Source organism: Staphylococcus equorum, assembly GCF_001747895.1.
Classification (GTDB): Bacteria; Bacillota; Bacilli; order Staphylococcales; family Staphylococcaceae; genus Staphylococcus; species Staphylococcus equorum_A.
The window spans coordinates 26,316-50,755 of sequence record NZ_LNNB01000010.1; the positions used below are offsets into that span (position 1 = coordinate 26,316).

Annotated in this window: 20 protein-coding genes; 10 read left to right on the top strand and 10 right to left on the bottom strand. The window is 34.4% G+C overall.

What is annotated here, in order from left to right; translation table 11 throughout:
* Nucleotides 1–3 precede the first annotated feature (3 nt).
* The 3 genes from larA to AST02_RS06095 are packed head-to-tail and all read right to left on the bottom strand — an operon-like array spanning nucleotide 4 to nucleotide 3,586.
* Nucleotides 4–1,266, bottom strand: a complete 1,263-nt coding sequence (gene larA / locus AST02_RS06085) for a nickel-dependent lactate racemase (RefSeq protein WP_069816537.1) — start codon at nucleotides 1,264–1,266, stop codon at nucleotides 4–6.
* A gap of 2 nt (nucleotides 1,267–1,268) precedes the next feature.
* On the bottom strand, nucleotides 1,269–2,432 hold the full coding sequence (locus AST02_RS06090) for a 2-keto-3-deoxygluconate permease (RefSeq protein WP_069816539.1): 1,164 nt from the start codon (nucleotides 2,430–2,432) through the stop codon (nucleotides 1,269–1,271).
* 23 nt (nucleotides 2,433–2,455) lie between these two features.
* Nucleotides 2,456–3,586 (bottom strand): glycerate kinase, encoded by a 1,131-nt coding sequence (locus tag AST02_RS06095; RefSeq protein WP_069816541.1) that lies wholly within the window; start codon nucleotides 3,584–3,586, stop codon nucleotides 2,456–2,458.
* 133 nt (nucleotides 3,587–3,719) lie between these two features.
* On the opposite strand from AST02_RS06095, the gene AST02_RS06100 reads away from it, so the two are divergent.
* The 3 genes from AST02_RS06100 to AST02_RS06110 all read left to right on the top strand — a co-directional run bounded on the left by AST02_RS06100 (nucleotide 3,720) and on the right by AST02_RS06110 (nucleotide 9,345).
* Nucleotides 3,720–4,799, top strand: a complete 1,080-nt coding sequence (locus AST02_RS06100) for a CdaR family transcriptional regulator (RefSeq protein ID WP_069816543.1) — start codon at nucleotides 3,720–3,722, stop codon at nucleotides 4,797–4,799.
* A gap of 1,104 nt (nucleotides 4,800–5,903) precedes the next feature.
* A complete protein-coding gene (gene ppdK, locus AST02_RS06105; RefSeq protein ID WP_069816545.1) occupies nucleotides 5,904–8,537 on the top strand; it encodes a pyruvate, phosphate dikinase in 2,634 nt (877 codons plus the stop codon).
* Nucleotides 8,530–9,345: a pyruvate, water dikinase regulatory protein gene (locus tag AST02_RS06110; protein ID WP_069816547.1), complete on the top strand. Its 816-nt coding sequence runs from the start codon at nucleotides 8,530–8,532 to the stop codon at nucleotides 9,343–9,345. Before ppdK ends, AST02_RS06110 begins: the two co-directional genes overlap by 8 nt.
* 71 nt (nucleotides 9,346–9,416) lie before the next feature.
* Here the strand turns inward: AST02_RS06110 and AST02_RS06115 are convergent, their stop codons facing one another.
* The 4 genes from AST02_RS06115 to AST02_RS06130 all read right to left on the bottom strand — a co-directional run bounded on the left by AST02_RS06115 (nucleotide 9,417) and on the right by AST02_RS06130 (nucleotide 11,421).
* Entirely contained in the window at nucleotides 9,417–9,929 is a 513-nt protein-coding gene (locus tag AST02_RS06115; protein WP_069816550.1) for a hypothetical protein, read from the bottom strand.
* Nucleotides 9,919–10,446, bottom strand: coding sequence for a hypothetical protein (locus AST02_RS06120; protein ID WP_069816556.1), 528 nt, complete (start codon nucleotides 10,444–10,446; stop codon nucleotides 9,919–9,921). The genes AST02_RS06115 and AST02_RS06120 overlap by 11 nt, the downstream gene beginning before the upstream one ends.
* Nucleotides 10,439–10,639 carry a helix-turn-helix transcriptional regulator gene (locus AST02_RS06125; RefSeq protein ID WP_069816558.1) on the bottom strand — a complete coding sequence of 67 codons (201 nt, stop codon included), beginning with the start codon at nucleotides 10,637–10,639 and terminating at the stop codon, nucleotides 10,439–10,441. Before AST02_RS06125 ends, AST02_RS06120 begins: the two co-directional genes overlap by 8 nt.
* A 236-nt stretch (nucleotides 10,640–10,875) precedes the next feature.
* The gene (locus AST02_RS06130) at nucleotides 10,876–11,421 is read right to left on the bottom strand and encodes a helix-turn-helix domain-containing protein (RefSeq protein WP_069816560.1); all 546 of its coding nucleotides are present in this window, start codon (nucleotides 11,419–11,421) and stop codon (nucleotides 10,876–10,878) included.
* Nucleotides 11,422–11,505: 84 nt separating this feature from the next.
* Here AST02_RS06130 and AST02_RS06135 point away from each other — a divergent pair, with 84 nt between their 5' ends.
* The 6 genes from AST02_RS06135 (at nucleotide 11,506) to AST02_RS06160 (ending at nucleotide 20,413) form a co-directional block, all read left to right on the top strand.
* Nucleotides 11,506–12,699, top strand: coding sequence for a CynX/NimT family MFS transporter (locus tag AST02_RS06135; RefSeq protein ID WP_069816562.1), 1,194 nt, complete (start codon nucleotides 11,506–11,508; stop codon nucleotides 12,697–12,699).
* 228 nt (nucleotides 12,700–12,927) lie between these two features.
* Complete coding sequence (gene cls, locus AST02_RS06140) at nucleotides 12,928–14,412, top strand: cardiolipin synthase (protein WP_069816564.1); 1,485 nt, start codon at nucleotides 12,928–12,930, stop codon at nucleotides 14,410–14,412.
* Nucleotides 14,413–14,588: 176 nt separating this feature from the next.
* Nucleotides 14,589–15,974 (top strand): MocR-like transcriptional regulator GabR, encoded by a 1,386-nt coding sequence (gene gabR, locus AST02_RS06145; protein WP_069816566.1) that lies wholly within the window; start codon nucleotides 14,589–14,591, stop codon nucleotides 15,972–15,974.
* A 107-nt stretch (nucleotides 15,975–16,081) separates the two neighbouring features.
* Nucleotides 16,082–17,398 carry a 4-aminobutyrate--2-oxoglutarate transaminase gene (gabT, locus tag AST02_RS06150; RefSeq protein ID WP_069816567.1) on the top strand — a complete coding sequence of 439 codons (1,317 nt, stop codon included), beginning with the start codon at nucleotides 16,082–16,084 and terminating at the stop codon, nucleotides 17,396–17,398.
* A gap of 87 nt (nucleotides 17,399–17,485) precedes the next feature.
* Complete coding sequence (locus tag AST02_RS06155; protein ID WP_069816569.1) at nucleotides 17,486–18,865, top strand: NAD-dependent succinate-semialdehyde dehydrogenase; 1,380 nt, start codon at nucleotides 17,486–17,488, stop codon at nucleotides 18,863–18,865.
* Between the two features lie 165 nt (nucleotides 18,866–19,030).
* Nucleotides 19,031–20,413, top strand: a complete 1,383-nt coding sequence (locus AST02_RS06160) for an APC family permease (RefSeq protein ID WP_069816571.1) — start codon at nucleotides 19,031–19,033, stop codon at nucleotides 20,411–20,413.
* A 113-nt stretch (nucleotides 20,414–20,526) separates the two neighbouring features.
* On the opposite strand, the gene AST02_RS06165 is transcribed toward AST02_RS06160, so the two are convergent.
* Entirely contained in the window at nucleotides 20,527–21,534 is a 1,008-nt protein-coding gene (locus AST02_RS06165; RefSeq protein ID WP_069816573.1) for a PTS transporter subunit IIC, read from the bottom strand.
* A 196-nt stretch (nucleotides 21,535–21,730) separates the two neighbouring features.
* Here AST02_RS06165 and AST02_RS06170 point away from each other — a divergent pair, with 196 nt between their 5' ends.
* Nucleotides 21,731–22,294, top strand: a complete 564-nt coding sequence (locus AST02_RS06170) for a DUF488 domain-containing protein (protein WP_069816575.1) — start codon at nucleotides 21,731–21,733, stop codon at nucleotides 22,292–22,294.
* Between the two features lie 200 nt (nucleotides 22,295–22,494).
* On the opposite strand, the gene AST02_RS06175 is transcribed toward AST02_RS06170, so the two are convergent.
* Both AST02_RS06175 and AST02_RS06180 read right to left on the bottom strand, forming a co-directional pair.
* Nucleotides 22,495–23,385, bottom strand: a complete 891-nt coding sequence (locus AST02_RS06175; RefSeq protein ID WP_069816577.1) for a fructose bisphosphate aldolase — start codon at nucleotides 23,383–23,385, stop codon at nucleotides 22,495–22,497.
* A 127-nt stretch (nucleotides 23,386–23,512) separates the two neighbouring features.
* A complete protein-coding gene (locus tag AST02_RS06180; protein WP_069816579.1) occupies nucleotides 23,513–24,238 on the bottom strand; it encodes a class I SAM-dependent methyltransferase in 726 nt (241 codons plus the stop codon).
* Nucleotides 24,239–24,440 lie beyond the last annotated feature (202 nt).

The window sequence follows — 24,440 nt, forward strand, 5'->3', positions numbered from 1 at the left end:
AAATTATGATTCTACGTATGGGATAGTAAGTGGTCCGAGTGGCATAACACCTATCGTCATATCTTTTCCATATTTATCTTCTAATGCTTTAAGTGTCTCATTAATATTATGCACCGGATGCAACATGGCATCTTTGGTTTGTTGGTCACTGAGTTTAGAATATAAATAAACATCAGCGAAAGTTTGAATCACAGCCTGTTTTTGTACTTGCCATTGGTCAAGCATCGCGAAGTTAGGGTCACTGATCATGTCGACAAGCCCTTGAGGGGAGTCAGCCATTTTTAGTATCTCTGCATAATTGCCATGATTAGGGTAGCCATCGCTACATTCAGATAACATAATAATGCTGCCACCTTCTTTAACTACTTTATGTGCTGCACTCATGCCTTTAACTGTTTGATATAAGTTTTGATCTAAAGGGTAGCCTGAGTTAGAAGCAATCACGACATCAAAACGCTCATCACACTTGAACATCGCATGTGCTTTTGCATATTCACATCCTTTATCATGTGCTTCGTATAATTCACCGGCGAATACTTCGGTAATCGCTTTTTCTTTATTCAACGTGACGTTGAGCATAAAGTCTGGTTTACACATTGCATTGATTTCCCGGGTCATATTTTGCACAGGATTATCTTGCATATTGCCCCAAGTTGAACGTATATCGCCAATCATTTTAGCATTATGAAATGTCATAATTGTTTCTATGCCAGCAATGCCAGGCATAATCCCTTTAGGACCACCAGAGAAGCCAGCGAAGAAGTGAGGCTCGATAAAACCGGTGACAATTTTAAAGTCAGATTCAACATAATATTTGTTCAGGTAGACATCACAACCATATTGACTATGGCCAACTTTTTTAAGTGTATCCTTATCATTACAATGATTATGAACAATTTTCACTTTGCTTACTATGTCTTCACCAAGCATTTGTACAAGTTCTTCTCGTGTTTGGTCGCGATGTGTACCTGTACCATTGATAATTACAAAATTTTCTAAAGGCACGTGGGCTAATGTTTCTATTAGTAATGGTACAAGAATGTGATTAGGTGTTGGTCGTGTGATGTCACTAATAACAATAGATACAGTTTGGTCAGAACTCACCATGTCTTGCAATGGTTCGGAGCCAATTGGATTATTTAATGCTGTGCGTATCGCAGTTACATGGTCTTCAAGTGGCTCAATGTTTTTGGGTTCAATTAGTACACTTTGTTTCGGCAAGTCAACTTCAACGTTTGATTTGCCGTATAAAATCGTAGTTTTCAAAGTTAGTCCTCCTTCTTATTTAAAGCGCTTTCATAATCGGCCGTATTTGTGGCTTGTTTTATCTTAGAAAATGCTTTGTGATTGGTTTTGAAATGTTCTTGGGTGCCATCAATGCCTTTGCGCTTCTGGTATTTATCTACCATGATAACAGCAATTGGACATAAAATCGCCGTAGTAATAGCAGAAACTGAAATTTGAGCTGTCGCGATAGGTGCTACTTTTTCTATCATAGCAAATTCTCTTTGACTCAAATTACCACTAGCTAAAGCAGTTGAGGCAGCTGCGACAACCGCAGCAGGTGTGGAAACGGCGTTACCTGCAGTAGAAGATTCTGAAATAGGGCCTATGACACTTTTTTCTTTAAAGAGTTTGAAAGCAATGACGCCAGTCACAGTAGTACAGACAAATGTAAGCAATGCTAATGTGAGGCCACCAGATAATACTGAGAAATTAAAGAATTCGGCTAAATTCATTCCTGCTCCTAATGAAAAGGCGAAGAAGGGAATGAGTAATGATTCTCCCGGTCGTAAAAATTCTGCGATTTTAGGATCTAAGTTACCTAAAAGCATGCCTATTGCGAGTGGTAATAACACAGAAACGAAAGAAATGACTGGAAAATTTGTACCGATAAAGCCTAAAGAAATTAATGTAAGTAAAGGGCCATCATTGATAGCTAATATAGATAAACCACCAATATCAGAGCGGTTGCCATAGGCACTTGTTAGAGCAGCATACATACCGCTGTTACTATTGGTCATTGCTGCAATAATTGCGATTGTAGATAAACCAAATAACCCTGTCCATGGATCGAAAATAGCTCCAAGTAAAAGACCAACGCCTAAACCTGAAAAATATTTCGTTGATGTTAATATCATACCTTTTTTCAATGCTTTGCCACCAATTTTTAAGTTCATTTGGCTTCCCACACAAAAGATAAATAGTGCAATTAACACGAGTGCGCTATCTTTAAATAAATCCTGAGAAAATCCCCCAATTTGCAACATCTCATAATGTCCTTCTTCAGTCTTTGGAGCGCCTAAAAATTTTAAACCATTCGTAATAAAATTCAAATGTAATTGATCAATCGTGTTGATTGCAGCGCCTAATAATAACGGAACAACCATCAAGCCACCAGGTACTTTTTCAATCGTATCTTTAATTCTCATAACGAAACATCCCCTTAATTATGCTAGTGGTTATGGAAAAATGTTCTTATGATGTTCTTCGTTGTTTTTTTTATTAATTTTTCCGAATTTGCTATTGTTTCTGCTAGTGACAAAGGACCATCGGTTAAACTAAAAGCACTTACTACACCTACCTCATCAAATTGTTCTATGTCAATTTCAACAGAACCTCCAATAAAGATGACAGGGACATCAAATTGTTTCGCACATTTTGCGATGCCCATAGGTGTCTTACCATAAAAAGTTTGGAAATCAATTTTGCCTTCTCCAGTAATAACTAAATCTGCATTTGGTAAAAGCTGTTCTAATTGCGTATGTTTTATTACTACTTGAATACCATCTTCAAAATGACTAGGTAAAAATGCTTTAAAGGCGCCACCTAGTCCGCCAGCTGCACCAGCTCCTGGCAAATCATGAAGGCTAATATGCGTACTACCTTCTACAAGATTTGCCCAATGCGTGAGATTGGCATCAAGTTGTTTAATATTATCTTCTGTGGCACCTTTTTGTTTACCAAAAACATGTGAAGCGCCATCAGGACCTATTAAAGGATTTTGAACATCCGTCGCAATAATAAATTCACACTGTTTAATTCTAGCGTCAAAATGGGTTAAGTCTATTTGCTTAATATGTTGCAACGCACCTCCTCCAAAGGCGATAGCTTCGCCATTTTCATCTAATAATTTGACGCCTAATGCTTGCAACATACCAGCACCAGCATCATTTGTCGCAGAGCCGCCAATAGCTAAAATGAATTTTTTGTAACCTCTATTTAAGGCATTATAAATTAATTCACCTGTACCATAAGTCGTTGTTGTCATTGCATTTAAAGTATCGTCAGTTAAGTGTCTTAGTCCAGAAGCTTCCGCCATTTCAATCACGCATGTGTCATCATCGAGTACACCGTATTGCGCAGTTACATGATTTCCAAGAGGACCTGTTACTGAAACGGTATGAAAGCTTCCGTTAGTGGCATTCACTAGTGCTTCCATCGTACCTTCACCGCCATCACCAACGGGTAAAGCGTGTATGTCAGCTTGTGGATATGCTTCTGTAATGCTGTCTGCCATATATTTTGAGACTTGGGTTGCTGTCATACTCCCTTTAAATGAATCTGGTGCTAAAATGATTTTCACTTGAGGTTCCTCCTTTGTAAACGCTTTCTTTTGATTGTTATTTCATTGTATCGATTTTATTTTATTGAAAATAGAGTTAAACTATACAAATATAAAGCTATAATTTTGTATAAAAATGATAAGTGGTGAAATTATGAATATACTTACAGAAGAAATGGCAACATTAATTGTAGAAGAAACAGCTAAAAGAACACAGAGTAATATTAATATCATGAATTTTAACGGGGAAATCATAGCCTCATTTGATAAAAAACGTGTAGGGACAATTCATGAAGGCGCACGTAAAGTATTAGAACGAGAAGAGACAGTCATATTATCAAAGGAAGATAGTGCGACATTAGAAGGAACACAACCAGGCGTGAATTTACCGATTATTTTTCAAGATAACATCGTTGGTGTGATTGGTATAACAGGTGATCCTGAAAAACTTACACATGTATCGGATTTAGTGAAAATGTCTACGGAATTATTGCTATATCAAAATTATTTTACATATGAATTAGAAGGAAATATACGTAGTCAGGAGTTATTTATTGAAGAATTGCTGAAAAGTGAACCGTCTAAATCTTTTATTCAACATTTGGGCAATCAGCTTAATACGCATTTATTAACATTTGGCAAATGCATTATCATCAATATTGAAAAACAAATATTTTCTAGGAACAGCATCGTGCGTACATTAGCAAGTAAGATTGACCCTAGTTCTTTTGTCATTGCGTTTACAAATCATAACCGTATCGTAATTCTTGCTACTGATGAAGAACAGTGCGCATTAGATGTGAAAATAAATCGAATTCACCAAATGTTTAAAAGCTTACAATTGGAAGTGCATATGACCTCAAGCCTTATATTTACAAATTTAAACGATTTTAAAAAAGCGTATGAAGAATGTGAACTCGTATTTATGTTAAATGAGCAATCAGCACCACTCGTATCTTTTGAAGAAGTAGAAGAAAAAACGCTGTTATATCAAATAGACAGCGAAATTAGAGAAAGATTCAAAAAAAGAATATTAGGGGATTTAGATGAGCAAAGTATTGCAACATTGAAAATATTTTTTAACAACAATTTGAATATTTCTCAAACAGCAAAGCACTTATATATTCATAGAAATACGCTGTTATATAGATTAGAAAAATGTAAAACAGTTACAGGCTTGAACCCTAAAAAGTATTCTGAGGCATTGAAATTGCAAATTGCGATGTGGTGTTAAAGCGAGAATAGATAGGTGTGATTTGAAAAACAAATGATTATAAAATTTAGAATTTTGATATTTGTCATGATTGAATTTTCAAATTGTAACGGGTATAAAATATTAGAACTTCAATTTTTAGAAAATTATTAAAAACTACTTTACAAATTACACGAACGACAATATAATAAAATTAAGTTATTGCTAAATAATTCTATAAAATAAATAACGAAAATCTTTATAGATGCAAAACGTTTTGTTTTCAGTTTGAAATTTTGTTTGGAAATGGTGCCATTATTGAGTTGTTAAGTAATAACTCACATCAATGTGTCATTGGTGTATTTCGAGATGAAGGAGCGTGAACAAGATGTAAGCGAAATAAAAGTTATTGTTTAGAAAAGTATTTGCAAAGCACGAAGTTATAAAATAAGTATTACACTACAGAGGAAGTAGCACCTTATTTTCAACTTAAAAGTTGAGCATATTCAAAACTAATAATTTCCACCTTTGTTACTCGCGACATAATTCAATTGCAAGTATACCTCTTTATCACTTTATCAAATGATTATATATTAAATATTCACCTACTTTAAAGCAGACCTTTGTTCTGTAACATGTCATTTTGAATGATTGTAAATGCCACAAGTTATAAATGTTATATTGTTTATATAGCACAAATCTATCTATTTAACTCACTTAATCTTTTAACATTTATCAATGAATAGAACCAGTTTATATCAAATGAAAATATTAAATAGATTAACTGTGCGTTTTATGATTGATAGAAATATAACATTTCATTGATGGTGATATGAAAACTACCTATGAAGCGGGTACCTTATATTGTAGCATCATAGTTGCATAGTAAATTAAATGATATCTTACATTCAAATATGACGATAAACTGGTGAACATAAGAAGCTCCAAGCAATGCATTAATAATGATTGCTTGGGCTTTTTTTATGTTTTAAGCAGCTAGCATGCGTTTAGATTGGATGAATTTGTAATAAAGAAAAAATAAATATATTTTCCAAATTTTCAAATATTATAGTTGTTTTTTGGGTTTTAATATGACATACTCAATAACAATTAGTATAACGTATTTAAAAATAGGGGTGATTTAGTATGACAAAATATATTTATGCATTTGACGAAGGTCAAAAATCAATGAAAGATTTACTAGGTGGCAAAGGGGCCAATTTAGCTGAAATGAAACGCTTAGGGCTACCTGTTCCAGATGGTTTCACACTTACAACTGAAGCTTGTATTGAATACTTGAAACATGGTTCTAAAGTGCCTGAAGCATTATCAGAACAATTAAATAGTCAATTGGAAGCATTTTCTCAACGTACAGAAAAATCATTTTCATCTGAGGAGCAATTATTACTTGTTTCAGTACGTAGTGGAGCAAAAATATCTATGCCCGGTATGATGGATACAATTTTAAACTTAGGGCTAAATGATGATAATGTGAAAAAATTGGCAGCGAAAACAAATGATGCTCGTTTTGCTTATGACTGTTATCGTAGATTGTTACAAATGTTTGGTGAGGTTGTATATGGCATACCAATGAATGCATTTGATACATATTTTAATGCTTATAAAACGCAACATGATTATCAAAATGATGCTGATATTCCAGCAGAAGGGTTACAAGAAATTTGTGAACATTTTAAAGGTGTATATTTAGATGAAGTATACAAACCATTTCCACAAGCACCATTTGATCAACTAACAGAAGCAATTGAAGCAGTGTTCAAATCGTGGGATAACGACCGTGCTCGAGTTTATCGTGAATTAAATGAAATTCCACATGATATAGGTACTGCAGTTAATATTCAAGAAATGGTATTTGGCAATAGTGGCGAACGCAGTGGAACAGGTGTTGCGTTTACACGTAATCCTGTCACTGGAGAAGCGAAATTATTTGGAGAATATTTATTAAATGCACAAGGTGAAGATGTAGTAGCCGGTATACGTACACCTAAAGATATTGAATCGTTAAAAGATCAAATGCCACATGTACATCAACAATTTGTAGATGTATCGCAACGCTTAGAGACACATTATAAAGATATGCAAGATATAGAATTCACGATTGAGAATGAACAACTCTATATTTTACAAACGCGTAATGGTAAACGTACAGCAAATGCAGCAATTCACATTGCAGTAGATTTAGTTGAAGAAGGTGTAATTACAAAAGAAGAAGCTGTGATGAATGTCGAAGTAAAATCGATTGATCAATTATTGCATCCAAATTTTGATAAAACAGCACTCGAACACGCTTCAGTTATTTCTAAATTAGGATTGCCAGCCAGTCCGGGTGCAGCGAGTGGAAAAATTGTCTTTTCAGCAGAAACAGCTAAAATGCAATTTGAACAAGGTGAAAGGGTTATTTTAATGCGCCCTGAAACCTCCCCTGAAGACATTGAAGGTATGGTCGCAAGTGAAGCAATTGTAACGACGCATGGCGGAATGACTTCTCATGCAGCAGTTGTTGCACGTGGTATGGGTAAATGTTGTGTTACAGGTTGCTCAGATTTAGAAATTAATGTTGTCGATAAAGTTGTAAATTATCCTGGTGGCACATTGCATGAAGGCGATATGATATCTGTTGATGGCGCTCAAGGAGATATCTATGTCGGAGAAGTTGAAACAATGAAAGCAGAAAGAAGCGAGGCTTTCGAACAGTTTATGGAATGGTCTGATGGTGTAGCAAGATTAGATGTACGTATGAATGCGGAAACACCTCAAGATATTCAAGCTGGCTATCAATTTGGGTCAAAAGGCATTGGGCTTGTACGTACAGAGCATATGTTCTTTGGACCTGAACGTCTCGTTGAAATGCGCCGTTTCATTCTGTCAGATACACAAGATAAACGTATCGCAGCTTTAAATGAAATTAAACAATATCAAACAGCAGATTTTGAAGAAATATTAAAACTATCTGGAGAACGTCCGACAATTATTCGTTTGTTGGATCCACCACTACATGAATTTTTACCAAAATCAACGGAAGAAAAATCATCTGTTGCTGGGCAATTAAATGTATCAGTAAAAACATTAGAACAATATATAGAAAATTTAAACGAAGTGAATCCAATGCTCGGTCATAGAGGTTGTCGTTTAGCTATTACTTATCCTGAACTCTATGTGATGCAAGTAGAAGCGATTATGGAAAGTGCATTAAGATTAAAAGCACAAGGTATTGATTGCCAACCAGAAATCATGATACCGCTTGTTTCAACAGTTGCAGAATTTACGACATTAAAGACACAAATTACTGAACGTATTGAAGCATTACAGCAAGAAGCGGGAGAATCTGTAAATTACCTCATAGGTACAATGATTGAAACACCGCGTGCTTGTCTAATTGCAGGAGACTTAGCAAAAGAATGTGATTTCTTTAGCTTTGGTACGAATGATTTAACACAGTTAACATTTGGTTTTTCACGTGATGATGCTGGGAAATTTATTGGTGCATATTCTGAACAAGGCATCTTAGATATTGATCCTTTCCAAACATTAGATGTAGAAGGGGTAGGACAATTAGTTAAAGTAGCAACTGAACAAGCGAAAGCTGCAAATCCAACACTTAAGATTGGAGTGTGTGGTGAACTTGGCGGTGACCATAAATCAATACAATACTTTAATAATTTAGATATCGATTATGTCTCATGCTCTCCATATAGAGTACCAGGCGCATTGCTTTCTACTGCACAAAGTGAAGTTGAAGGTGGTCGATTACGTGTTTAATGATACACAGACACCACAACTCACTTTGTTCGTGGTATCAGATTCAATTGGTGAAACTGCACAACGCATGATTCATGCCACGTTAACTCAGTTTCCAGAAGTATCACAAATAGAGATTAAGAAGTTTCCATTTATTAAAAGTGAAACAGAATTAATCAATGTTTTGAAACGAGCAAAAGAACGTGGGGCAGTCGTCGTTACGACGTTAGTGAACCCAGAATTTAATATAGTAGGTCAAAAGTATGCACAAAATGAACAAATACCTTATGTCGACTATATGTCAGATTTAATAGGGATTATTCAGCAACTTACGAATTGTTCACCTAGTCATGAAAGTGGCGCTTTACGCAAACTGGATGAAAACTATTTTAAAAGAATTGAAGCGATGGAATACTCAGTGAAATACGATGATGGTAAACATTTTACTGATATCGGCGAAGCAGATGCGCTCATCGTTGGGGTTTCTCGAACATCAAAGACACCTTTGAGCATGTATTTAGCGAATAAAGGTTATAAAGTAGCGAATATTCCTTTAGTGCCAGAAGTTGATATACCAGATGAAGTCTTTAAATATAAGAAGTTGAAAGTATTTGGTCTAACTGCTAGTCCTAATTACATTTTGAATATTCGTAATGAACGTGTAAAAGTTTTAGGATTACATGGACCTACAAATTACAATAGTATTGAACGTATCAGACAAGAACTCGTATATGCGGAAGAAATTTTTGAAAAATTAAACGCGACGGTGATTAATACAGAATATAAATCTATTGAAGAATCTGCATTTTATATTGAAAAATTCTTGTAAAACTAAATTTCAAACGACATGAAAAAACTAAAGAACCACGTGCTCAATTATGAGTACGTGGTTCTTTAGTTTTATTTATCCATATAAGCACGTGTAACCTTTCTACGACCAAGGGTATAAACAAATAAACCAGCTATAATGCCACATCCAATAGAAATGAATAGGTTAATCAGCATATCGGATTTCTCAGGAACACCACTATGTATAATAAAGGGTAGAATATATTGATTAAAGTTTGCAATCAAGAACATCGTAACAGCAAAAATATAACTCCCATTACGCACTTTCTTCATTTCTTTTGTCCATGCTTTCTCTGAATAAGTATCTACTTCATCTATTTTTTTGTTTCTAATAACAATAATCATAATTAGAGATAATATCATAATTAAAGCAAAACCTAACATGCCTAAGATAGGTATGCGGTGTAAGTAAAAGTCTATCCATATATCTGCTATAGAAATAATCATGATGCCCCAAAATAGCCACATGAAATATTTGGCATATTCATTAAGTAATTGTTGTCTTTCATATTCATCAGTAAATCTGAAGTTAGGAATTAAACGAAGTAACTTGTTATTTTCCATCATACGTCTCCTTTTGATCAATAAGTTTTACACGTGAATCTTTAGCAATCGTGAATACTGCAATAACTATTACGGGGAAAAATGTGTTTAAGTCAGTTAGACGTTCCATATTTAATGCATTTCCTGCAAGCATTGGAGCAATGACTGAGTTAACGAGTAATATATAAGTGATTGCTACAATAAGAAATATAATTCTCTTGTTACGTGAATTTTTTAATGTTTGATGATACGTTTCTTTGTCAATTACTTCTATTGAAATAGCATCTGCTGCAAAATGACTCATAGACATCCTGCATGCCAATATAATTATAAATATGATACCGGCTATACTAAAAGGTGAAATAAATGAACGCTCAATATCAAAAAATATAGATAAGTAAAGTAAAGCTAAGAATATGTATAGTGAAATAATTGAAAGTTTGGCAAGCAATTTGTCAATTTCATGTCTTTGATATTCATCAGGATCGTTCATTGTTCCTGCAAAGCTTTGATAGAGGTTTTTATCTTTGTTATTCATTATTATCATCCTCCCAAAATAAGTCGTTTAAGGTGACACCTAACGCTTTAGCAATCTTTATACATAAATTAAGCGAGGGATTATATTTATCGTTTTCAATCATATTAATGGTTTGACGTGATACTTCTACTGAACGTGCAAGTGTGAGTTGTGAAATATCTTTAGCAGTACGAAAGCTTTTAACTTTATTCATAATAGATTTACTACCCTTCTTTAGTGTCAAATATATATTACATGTACAATATATCTGACATAAAAGTGTGTGTCAAATATACACGACACTTCAAGTTATTTATAATTATGAAATCTTTATGATGAAACGCCTAAGGAATCAACACGAGTCTAAAATAATTTGAATACAAAATGAGCCATTAGATTTCTGCTAGGAGACTAATGGCTTATAATATTATGATGATTAAATTGAATGGTTTATTGATAATGAATCGTTGCGGTAAATACAACAGGTTCATCAGTTAGATTAAAGTAACAATGAGGCACGTCACTATTGAAGCGGAAGGCTTGATTACTATTGATTGTATACATTGTTGTATCGACTTCTATTTTTAACTGGCCTTTGTTAACAATAATATATTCTTCAGACTCAGTATGGTGAGGTTCAGAAAGCATCTTGCCTCCTGCTTGTATCTCCATTTTAAACATTTCAAATTTTTTATTATCGTCGTAAGGAAAATAAGGATAAATCGCTATTTGTTCATCGATGATAGGGATGATATCTGATTCATCAATAAAGTCAACGCTATCATTATTCATCGCGGTTAATTGAGACAACGATAAATGTAATCCATTCGCGATTTTCCATAACGTTGTAATCGTTGGATTAGAAGTGCCTTTTTCAATTTGGCTCAGCATGTTTTTACTCACACCAGTTGCAGTTGCAACTTTATCTAAACTGAGGTTGTGTCTTTTTCGGTAGTCAGATAAATTTCTGGCTACTATATTCTGAATATTATACAAGTGAATCCTCCTATTTACAATATAACGTACATATCGTACCATATATTGTGTTGTTTTAAAATAAAGTGAGCAAGGCGGTACAATATGGAAAAGTATAGAACCACAAAACCATTTAATTGGTTATTATTTATAGGAATCTTATTGGTAGGGGCTAACTTAAGAGCGCCGATCACATCTATTGGTGTTGCGTTACCTGACATTAAGATGGATTTAGCGATGTCTAATAGTGCGGTCAGTGTCATAACAGTGGTGCCATTATTGGCATTCTCTGTGATTTCATTATTTGCTGCTCGAACAAGTAATAAAATGGGATTAGAAAAAACAATTTTCTTAGCACTTTGTTTAATCTTTATTGGTGTCCTTGTCAGATCAATTACGGACATGTCATGGTTATATATAGGAACAGTGCTGATAGGTGTTGGTATCGGGTTTGGTAATGTACTGGCACCAGCAATGATTAAGGCAAAATTCCCACTACATATCGGCATTATGACAGGTTATTATACCGTTGTGATGAATGTGTTTGGTGGCTTATCCTCATATGGAACAGCGCCTTTAGTAAAGGCATTTAACTATAATATCGCTATCAGTGTTATAGGAATCATCACACTGATAACAATCATTATATGGTCATTCCAATTAAAAGGAACACAAGAAACTGCAACTGCTTTACCTCGGAAAAGTGTAAATGTGTGGAAATCTCCATTAGCATGGCAAATTACGATACTCATGGGAGGACAATCACTTATATTTTATTCATTGATTAATTGGCTGCCAGCTTATTTATCTCATAGTGGCATGTCTATTAATGAGGCAGGCGCATATTTATCTATAATGCAGATAGCCATTATTCCATTTACTTTCATTACACCTATATTTGCAACTAAAATGAAATCGCAATTCTTATTAACCTTTATTACAGGGATATGTTTTATTGTGGGTGTGACAATTATGCTAGTTGTGCCACATCTAGCAATTATTTCTACTATTTTAATTGGCGTTGCGGGCGGTCTCGCGTTTGGCTTAGTGAATACATTCTTTAGTTTAAGAACGGAACATATTCAAACCTCAGCAAAGCTTTCAGGGATGGCTCAGGCAGTAGGCTATCTTGTGGCAGCAATAGGTCCGTTATTATTTGGTATCTTGCATGATATGACTGGTAAATGGACTGCTTCTCTAAGTATTTTATTAATTACTGCGATTGTTATAACATTGTTCGGCTCACAAGCGGGACGTAATCGTACTATTGAACAATCAAGCACAACCAAAAATAAATAGTTCGAAAATAAGAGGTCATATATTTCATAAATTAAATGAAATATATTTTAAATGGTAAAAATACTCATAATAGAATATAATTGAAATGATTATATCTATTATGAGTATTCTTTGTTGAACGTTATTATTTATGACATTCAATTTATATGAGAATAAAATGAAAAGTTTAATGCAACAATTAATTTTTAAATAACAATTTTTATAAAAGTGAAGTAGTGGGGTGATTTTATGCAATTGATGTTTGATACAGGTATAAGCCCGATATATAGAATCGTGTTAGCTTTCTTTTTTCTAATTAATATTGTGTTAGCTTTCCTTATTGTATTTTTAGATAGGGATAGAAGAGATGCGACCTCAACTTGGGCATGGTTATTCTTATTATTCGTTATGCCGATTTTAGGTTTTATTGTGTATATATTCTTCGGACGTGCAGTTAGAAAAAAGCGTGAACGAGGGTTTGAGCATAATCAAATTGAAGATGGTCTGAAAAGATTACGGTCACAACTTCAAGATGATACTAACAAAATTAGTGATTCAAAAAATCCTATTGTAAGAAAACATGCTGATCTTGCTAACACGTTATTAACTAAAGAACAATCTTTTTTAAGTAATAACAATAATATCGATATTTACACAGATGGCCATGATTTATATGACCAAATGAAACAAGATTTGCGTAATGCTAAACGTTATATTCATATGGAATATTACGTTTTGAAATTAGACGGCTTAGGTACTGAAATTATTGAAATACTAGAAGAAAAAGCCGCAGAAGGCCTAGAGGTCAAACTACTTTATGATGCTGTGGGATCTAAATCGGTACATAATTCTAATTTTAAAAAATTCCAGTCAGAGGGCGGACAAGTCGAAGCATTTTTCAAATCTAAAGTTCCTTTTATAAACTTTAGAGTAAATAACCGAAATCACCGTAAAATTGTAATTATTGATGGCCAGACAGGTTATGTAGGTGGTTTCAACATAGGTGACGAATATTTAGGCTTAAACAAGAAGTTTGGCTATTGGAGAGATACGCACTTAAGAGTGAGAGGCGACGGTGTCGATGCACTGCAATTGAGCTTTATACATGATTGGAACTCGCAAGCTAAACGTGAACAGTTAGAATATAATAAAAGGTATTTCCCGAACAATGCCTATCAAGGTGGCAACGTGTCTATGCAACTGGCTGCCAGTGCACCGAGCGATAATTGGCATCAAATTGAATTTGGCTATATGAAGATGATTATGAATGCTAAAAAATCTATCTATATGCACAGTCCTTATTTTATACCGGACAAAGGTTTTATTAATGCCTTACGTATTGCTGCGAAATCAGGTGTCGATGTTCGTTTGATTATACCGTGTAAACCAGATCATATATTTGTATATTGGGCAACAATCACAAGCGTGTCACAACTTATTAAAGACGGTGTAAAAGTGTACACATATGAAAATGGGTTTATCCATTCTAAAATGATCATGATTGATGACGAAGTATCAAGCGTGGGCACTGCAAATATGGACGTCCGCAGCTTTGAATTAAACTTTGAAATTAATGCATTTATGTATGACACACAAATCGCAGAACAATTAAAAGCAGCATTCTTCGAAGATCTTAAAATTTCAAAAGAACTCACAGAAGAACGTTACGAACAGCGTTCACATTGGATTAAGTTTAAGCAGTCTATTGCTAAATTAGCATCTCCAATTTTATAAGATTTGATTCTAAAGTTTGATAATTCCTTACGTAAAATCAATACCAACAGCGGTAGTTAACCTAATGGTGGCTACCGTTGTTTTTTAAATGAAAATAGAAAAAATGATTTCATTAGTGTAGTAGACTGAATCACGTGTATAATAAACGAATTATAATATAGCGAAGAGGTGTAATTATGCAACGGGACACAGAACAATATATCTATAGACAGTTATATAACCGCTTAAAAGATGATATACTCGCATTCAAATATGAAAGTCATGAAAAAATCCCTTCAAAAAGAGATATGGCAAAGCATCTTAATGTGAGTGTGAACAGTGTGAAATCAGCCTACGAGCAGTTATTAGCTGAAGGTTACATTTATACAAAGGAACGAAAAGGTTATTTTATAGAACCGTTAGATAAATTAATTATAGACCCTGACGCTCAGATTTCATTAGATGGTCACGAGCAAACAACTCGAACTACATTTGATTACTCTTTTTCCCATATGAGTACAGATATATCAGAATTTCCAGTGGATACATGGGCAAAGTTAACAAAGCGTGTATTCCAAGATTATGATTATTATTTGTCGACCATTCCACATGTTAAAGGTCCAATAGAACTTAGACAATCTATTGCGAAACTCGTGTCATATCAAAGAGGAATCCAATGTCATCCTGAACAAATCGTTATAGGATCAGGAACGAATACTTTATTGATGCAGTTAATTCAATTATTGGAAAAAAACGTAACGATTGCTGTAGAAAATCCTGGTTATTCCCGTTTTAGAACATTACTTAATCAAACCAATACATCAACCACCGCAATAGAATTAGATCATAAAGGTATATCTATAGATCAACTCAAACAAACGCAACCTAATGCTGTTATCGTAACACCATCTCATCAGTTCCCTATGGGTACTATTATGCCTGTCTCAAGACGAATCGATTTATTAAACTGGGCAAGCCAAACGCATAGTTATGTTATAGAAGATGACTACGATAGTGAGTTTAAGTATGAAACAGACAATATACCGTCATTGTTTAGTTTTGACAAAAATGACAGTGTGATTTACTTGGGCACTTTTTCCAAAACATTAATGCCAGGTTTACGTATGAGTTATATGATTTTACCATCAAAATTGATTAAGCAGTTTGAATTACAAAATGACAATATGATACCAGACTTTTCTATGTTGAATGCATTAACACTCAATTTAATGATTAAAGAAGGTCATTACGAAAAATATATTAAAAAAATGCATCAACTATATGGAAAAAGAAGATCTCTATTAATCGAACATTTAGAAAATGTTTTTAAAGATGATATTCAAATAAAAGATACACGTGCAGGTTTACACTTCATCATAGAAGTAACTTCTCCTTATACATATACAGAAATTGAAACACGTGCAAAAGCAAAAAAATTAGAACTCTATACCATAAAACGCTTTTCCGTAAAAACATTTCAAAAGAATGAGGCGATTAAAATATTAATAATTGGTTTCTCGAAAATTGAACAATCACAGATACCTGAAGCTGTAAATCGTTTGAAACAAGTTCTTTCTAACTAAACTGGTACCATTAATTTGTTCAAACTGGGTCTTTACATAAGACCAATAATGACTTAAATTTTTAGACAACCATAAATCTTTTTTAATAAGCATGAGGAGGTTTTTTTATGTCAGATCAATTTGAGTATTTTAAAGAAAAAAGAGAAAAGTATGTAGCGCGCGGTGTGAGTAACGGAAATTTGCATGTTGCAGATAAAGCACAAGGCGCAACAATTACTGATGTAGAGGGTCGAACATTTATTGATTTTGCTGGTGCTATTGGTACACTTAATGTCGGTCATACGCATCCAGAAATTACTAAACATTTAAAAGAAAAGCTAGATAAATTCATACATCCTGGCTTTAATGTCATGATGTATGAAAGTTACCTTAACCTAGCACAGAAATTAACAGAGATTACGCCAGGTGAATTTGCTAAAAAAGCTATTTTACTAAACTCTGGTGCTGAAGCAGTAGAAAATGCAGTGAAAATTGCTCGGAAATATACAGGAAGACAAGCAGTTGTATCATTTGTACGTGGTTTTCACGGTCGTACAAATTTAACAATGTCTATGACAAGTAAAGTGAAACCTTATAAATATGGATTCGGTCCATTTGCGCCTGAAGTTTATCAAGCACCTTATCCTAATATTTCTGAAAAATCTGAAGAATTGACGGAAGATGCGTATGTAGATCAAGTGATTCATAAATTACATGACTTCTTCATTGAAACTGTAGATCCAAGTGATGTTGCATGTATTGTCATGGAACCCGTACAAGGTGAAGGTGGATTTATTATTCCTGATCAAAAGTTTGTTGATATAGTAAAACAAATTTGTGAAGACAATGGTATCGTTTTTGTTGTAGATGAAATACAAACGGGTTTTGCAAGAACAGGTAAAACCTTTGCAATTGAACATTTTGGTATTGAACCAGACTTAATCACAGTTTCTAAATCACTTGCTGCTGGATTTCCTTTAAGTGGCGTAGTAGGTAAAGTAGAAATTATTGATAGTGCAGCGCCAGGAGAATTAGGGGGCACGTATGCAGGTAATCCATTAGCTTGTGAAGCTGCGTTAAAAGTAATAGATATTATAGAGCAAGAGCAATTAAATGATAAAGCAGAACAGCTTGGACACAACATTGAAGTATATTTGGAAGAACTCAGTCAGTCACACAAGCAGATCGCACAGATTCGTCGACTAGGGGCTATGGTCGCTTTTGAAGTTGTAGATGCTGAAACAGGTTTACCTGATAAAGCACTAACAGGTAAAATTACACAAATCGCAAATGACAAAGGCTTATTGTTATTATCTGCAGGAATTAAAGGCAATGTAATACGCTTCTTACCGCCATTGGTAATAACTGATGCAGAACTTAACCAAGGCTTAAACATTTTAACGCATGTATTTGATGAAGTGACTTCAAATTATAGTGTCTCTTAATGAATGAAGTTCATTTTCAAAATATTAAAGGGTATAAGTTAATGATAGACATGGAGTATAAAACGTTTTTTATAAGGAGTGAATGATATGGAACAGTTAGAAGTATATAATCCAGCAACGAATGAAGTAGTTGAACGTTTAGATTACACGACGCATGAGGAGATTGATGCGCAGATAGGCCGCGCTCATCAAGCCTTTCAAGAATGGAAAAATGTAGATGCACATGAACGTGCTGCTAAATTAAACCAATGGGCTACACTTATAGATGAACACCAAGATGAACTTGCACGTCTGATCACACTTGAGGGTGGTAAACCTTTGGCTGAAGCTCAAGGGGAAGTAGCTTATGCAAATTCTTATGTGAAATGGTATGCGGAAGAAGCGAAACGTGTCTATGGGCGTACAATTCCAGCTCATACACCTTCAAAGAAAATGGTTATAGATAAATTTCCAGTTGGTGTGGTTGGAGCAATTACACCTTGGAATTTTCCGGCAGCAATGATTACGCGTAAAATGGCACCAGCTTTAGCAGCAGGATGTACAATTATTTGTAAACCAGCAGTGAAGACACCATTAACTACAATCAAATTAGTAGAACTTGCACATGAAGCGGGTATTCCGAAAGATGCGATATCTTATATTATTGCATCAGGTAAAGATGCTGGTGATATATTTACTGGGCATGACCAAATTAATAAAATAACGTTTACTGGATCGACAGCTGTTGGTAAAACATTAATTGAACAATCAGCACAAACAGTTAAAAATGTAACAATGGAACTTGGAGGTCTTGCACCGTTTATTGTACATAATGATGCAGATATTGAAGCAGCCGTTGATGGGACGATTGCTTCTAAGTTCAGAAATGCTGGACAAACATGTATATGTGCAAACCGTATCTTTGTACATAAAGGTATAGCGGAACAATATACAGCAAGACTAACTGAAAAAGTACATGCACTCACAGTAGGTGATGGTTTAGAGGAGAAAGTTAAAATAGGTCCACTAATAGATCACAATGCTGTCGAGAAAGTGTTAACACATATTACGGATGCACAAGACAAAGGTGGTAAGTTATCTCGTAGTTTAGAAGAAATCCAAGCATTAGGTGGTAATTTCTTAAAACCAGTAGTAATTTCTAATGTAGATTTGAACATGAAAGTGATGCATGAAGAAACATTTGGACCTGTGGCACCAATCATGACGTATGAAGATTTAGATGAAGTGATAGACATTGCAAATGATACTGAATTTGGGTTGGCTTCATATTTCTTCACAAATAATTATCGTACTGGATTGAAACTATTTAATGAATTAGAGTACGGCGTCATTGGATGGAACGACGGTGGTCCTTCTGCAGCACATGCACCTTTTGGTGGTTTGAAAGAAAGTGGCTATGGTCGAGAAGGCGGCACAGAAGGAATTGAACCATATTTAGAAACTAAATATCTATCAATAGAAACTTAGCAGATGAGTTTGATTTTCAACAATTACAATATGAAATGATTTAAAAGTAAACAAAGTGCGGAAATAAAGTGATTGCAAGGTTGGAATTATCGTAATTAATTAGATGTTATTTCAGCCTTGATATATCACTTTTTGAAATTTGATGAATGATATGGGGTATGTTCAATGAAATCAGAATTTAATAAATCTATGAGTATTGTTGATGTCTTGTTTCTTGCTATCGGCGCCATGCTTGGATGGGGATGGGTCGTATTATCAGGAGAATGGGTTTCAACAGCAGGTTTTGTAGGAAGTATTATTGCATTTTTAATAGGTGGATTTTTAGTTATCGTGATAGGACTTACATATGCAGAGTTAGCTGCAGCAATTCCTGAAACAGGGGGAGGATTTGTTTTTGTGAAAAAAGCATTTTCTCCGGGAATTGCTTTTATATCCGGCTGGTCGGTACTTTTTGGCTATGTCTCTGTAATAACATTCGAAGCGGTTGCTTTGCCAACTGTGATAGATTATGTGATTCCGTTTCAGCATCAAGGGTTATTGTGGAATATCGCAGGATGGGATGTTTATCTAACATGGGTACTCATCGGTTCTGTAGGAAGTATCATCTTAACGTCACTTAATTACTTCGGCGTTAAGCCAGCAGCGATTATGCAAACAGTATTTACAATATTTATCGTTGGAGTAGGGTTGCTACTTGTGTTTGGTGCAGGGTTTAATGGTAACTTTAATAATTTACAACCATTTGAAAATGGTGTTGGTGGTACAATGTCTGTCTTAATGATGATTCCCTTCTTGTTTGTGGGATTTGACGTCATACCGCAAATAGCTGAAGAAGTAAAAGCACCGGCTAAAAAAATTGGTGGTATTTTAATTTTTTCTATTATTGCGTCAGTCATATTTTATTTATTAATTGTTTTTGGCGTATCCACAGGATTATCTCCACAAGCATTGACGACAAGTAGCTTAGCAACAGCTGATGCGATGGTCAATTTATTCGGTCATAGTGGTTTCGGTATCTTACTCGTGCTTGGTGGGGTAGCTGGTATAATTACGAGTTGGAATGCTTTCATTATTGGTGGTAGTAGAATCTTATATGCTATGGCAAAAAATAAGATGATTCCTCAATGGTTTGCTTTTATTCATCCGAAGTTTAAAACACCTACACACGGTATTTTATTCTTAGGTGTACTTGCATTTGTTGCACCATTATTAGGTAGACCAGCACTTCAGTGGATTGTTAATGCAGGTGGCATAGGTGTTATATTAGGTTATTTACTCGTGGCTATTTCATTCCTTAAGTTACGAAAAACACAGCCAGAGTTAGAACGCCCTTATCGTATTAAGAATGGTAAAGCAGTCGGCATAATTGCAATTGTATTAAGTGTGTTATTCTTAATCATATACCTTCCTGGCATGCCATCATCATTGGCTTGGCCATCAGAATGGTTGATTGTCTTAGTTTGGTATTTCATTGCATTTGTGCTCTATTTTACGCAAAAGAAAAATGTTGTGAGTAGTGAGCAAGTACCAGTACAAGAAGATAGGTAATATTATTTTAATATATGATAAATACAAATAAGCAGCCCAAATTTTATATTTGGACTGCTTATTTGTGCACGCTTTTCCCGTAAGATTTGGACAAAACCACTGCTATTTAAAAATTAACTAGCGATATGGATAAGTTGATCCCCAGGTTTAATCCATTGCTTATTGAAACATAGTTTATAAAGTGAAAAACTGATTGCTGCAGGTAATAGGATGTGGAATACAAGGATTAACAACCAGACTTGCAGCGAACCGCCCATCGTATTGATTGTCATAATTTGTCCGATGAATCCACTTGTTCCCATACCTGCACCAGCAGCATTATTCGTCATAGGGAACAATGTTGTCATGATAGGCGCAACAATTGCACTCGCAAGCGTTGGCGGTAAGAGTATCATAGGGTGCTTAATAATATTTGGAACTTGTAACATGCTTGTACCAATCCCCATAGATAATATACCTCCCCATCCATTGTCTTTAAAGCCATTGACTGCAAACCCAACCATTTGAGCTGCGCAACCAATCGTCGCTGCGCCAGCAGCTAAACCACTTAAATCAAGCATAAGCGCAAGTGCAGCACTAGAAATGGGTGCTGTTAAAGCTAAACCAAAGATGACTGCTACGAGAATCCCCATTATAAATGGTTGTTGGTCAGTAGCAGCGTTGATGATTTTGCCCAAGCCTGTCATAAATTGATTGAGCGCTGGACCAAAACTTTTCGCAATGAAACCCCCAATAATAATTGTTAGTAAGGGTGTTACAATAATATCGATTTTTGTTTTGCCTGCATATAATCTACTCAGTTCAACTACGATTAAAGTAGCAATATATGCCCCCACAGGACCACCTTCAAAAGTGGTATAGCCCAATGTTCCTACAATAACACATGAAAAAATAACGAGTGGTTTTGCACCTAATCCATATGCAATTGCAACACCTATCGCCGCACCTGTCACAGACATGGCGACCTTACCAATTTCAGTTAAAAATGATAGATCTAATTGAGGCAGTAATGTTTGACTACCTATTGTATCCAAAATTAACCCGATAATTAATGACCCAAATAATCCTAAAGCCATAAAACTGAGTGCTTCTATGACCCACCTATGTAAATAATTCTTCATTTTAGTCCCCTTAATCTTTAAATAAAGTTATTTTATAAATTAAATTTAGTATATAGATATTTTTCAATGATGGCTAGTATATTTTAAGAATTAGTTTATAGTCAATATATCTTAAAATTAAATAAATGAGATTATAAAAATTCAATTAGGTTATATAGTATAAATACAGGATGTATCAACGGTAAGGGGGATTAGAATGTCGAAAATATATACGATAGGTCACGCGAATCACTCAGAACAACAATTTATAGATATGCTTCAACAATTTAATATAGAGGTCATTGTGGATATACGTGCATTTAGAGGCAGTAAACGCAATCCTCAATTTAATGAAGACAATATAAGACAATGGCTTACTGAAGCAAATATTGAATATCAATATAATACGTTGTTAGGTGGTAGAAGAAAAGCCTCTGAAAGTGTAGGTAGAACAATAAATGAAGCTTGGAATAATGAATCTTTCCATAATTATGCTGATTACACTTTGACAGCGGATTTTCAAGAAGGAATCAAAGCATTAGAAGTATTAGGACATTCAAAACGTGTAGCTTACATGTGTTCTGAACCACATCCAGCGCGATGTCACAGATTAATTGTGAGTAATTGGCTAGCTGCTCACGAATGGTCTGTACATCATATTATGCTTGATAACCAACAACAAATTATTCAGCAACAACACGAATTAGGACAATGGGGTGCTTTGCCTATTATAGAAGATGATGGATATATTGTTTATCCTGAAATTGAAAAAGGTAATTAGGATGTTATTGCTTATTACATACCATAGGCACTTCTTGAACTTATAATCTCAAATCACCTCACATTTTAGTAAGAGTATGACATAAAAAAGCAGTTCTCTACATTTTGAGTAGAAAACTGCTTTTATTAGTTCACTGAGGTATTCAAATCTCAAGCGCTTTGCTTTTCCTGGGAAATAAATAATGTGTAGGAATTATTTATTTAGGCTTTATTGACTGAAGCGTCATAAATAGATTCGATTGTTTCACCTAAGATTTTATCAAATTCTTCATCTGATTGGTTTACATTTAAATCATTAATAAGTGCACGAGAGAAGCTAGCAATTAAATCTTTGTTTTGTTTAAGGACTTCATTTGCATGTTCTCTACTGTATCCGCCTGATAGTGCAACAACACGTACAACATTAGCATGGTCAATAAGTGTTTGATATTGGTTAGCTTTTGTAGGGATAGATAATTTTAACATTACAAGTTGATCGTCGTTTAATTTGTTTAGTTCTTCTAAGATTGAGTCAGTTAAATATGCTTCAATTTCTTCTTTGTTTTCAGCATTAATATTAACTTCTGGTTCAATGATTGGAACTAATCCAGCAGAGATAATTTGTTTAGCAACATCAAATTGTTGTTTTACAACTAAATCAATACCATCTTTGTTAAGTTCTAAAATATTAGAACGCATTTTTGTACCAAAAATTTTGTGTTCGTTGGCACGACTTAATAAAGCATCTAAATCTGGCATAGGTTTCATTAATTGAACGCCATCTTTTTGTTCGTCTAAGCCTTTATCAACTTTTAAGAAGGGAACAACGCCTTTATCAGCTAAGTAATCTCCAGTATGTTTACCGTCTACTTCGCGATCCATCGTTTGTTCGAAAAGAATTGCACCAATAATTTTATCAGCGCTGAATGAAGGTGATGATACAATACGTGTACGCATGTCATGAACGAGTTTGAACATTTCATCTTCGCTATCGTATTGATCTTCAGTAACGCCGTAATCTTTAAGCGCTTTTGGTGTACTACCACCACTTTGATCTAATGCAGCAATGAAACCTTTACCATTTTTCACTTTATCAAATTGTTCTTTATTCATTCTTACCACTCCTTTTACTGTATTCTCTTTTAGTATGATAAAAATTGAAGCATAACGCAAGTTCAAGGCACTTAAGATATTAAAATATAATAAATATTCTATCTAATATAAAAAAATGTACATTAAACTAGGGCATAGGTTTAGTGACTGATATTAAAAATATAGGTGTTGGATTATAAAAAGCATCTTGTTCTTTATATATTCGAGTATATACGCCAGTATCAAGATGAATGGCCTCATATCCTAGTTGTTTTAAGATATTCATGTCATATTGTGGTCTTGATTGGTGGTTAATGGGGATGCTTTGTTTGATGGCTTCGCTTTCCTGCAACATTTCATCTCCCAGTGTATTATGTGCGTGATCCGTTGAGATATCTCCGTAATTAATAAAGGAATCTTTGCCATAGTTCCCATCTATATTAATAAGATGACCATTTGGTTTTAACACACGTAACCACTCTTTGTAAGTAGCTTGTGTGTGGGGCAATAACCATGTCACATTTCGAGCGATAACGACATCAAAAGTTTCATTTTCATAATTTAGGTGTTCTGCATCCATGACTTTAAATTGTATACTTTGATTTAATTGTTGTGCATTCTGTTTTGCAGATTGAATCATATCAGGAGCAAGATCAATACCTGAAACTTCAGCACCTTGTTGCGCACATAGGATTGCTAGAAAACCAGCACCTGTACCTATGTCTAAGACTTTTAAACCATCTTTTAATGGAATAATTGATTCTATTTCTTTCAGCCAAGCTTTTGCATGACTACTTTCTAATTCTGCCTGTTTATCTTTACTAAAAGACTCGGCACGCTTATCCCAATAATTTACAATTTGTTTTTTATCCATTTTTAAAACCTCTTTATTCAATACTTTAGTATTCCTTCTATATTATAGAATACTTTTCACTAAAAGTAAGATAATTCAAAAATATATTGAAATTGATTATCATTATCACTAAAATGGTTTATAAATAGGGAAATATGCATAAATATAAACTTCTAATGGTATTGGAGGTAATTAATCAAGTTTTGAGGGTGTATATAGCTCT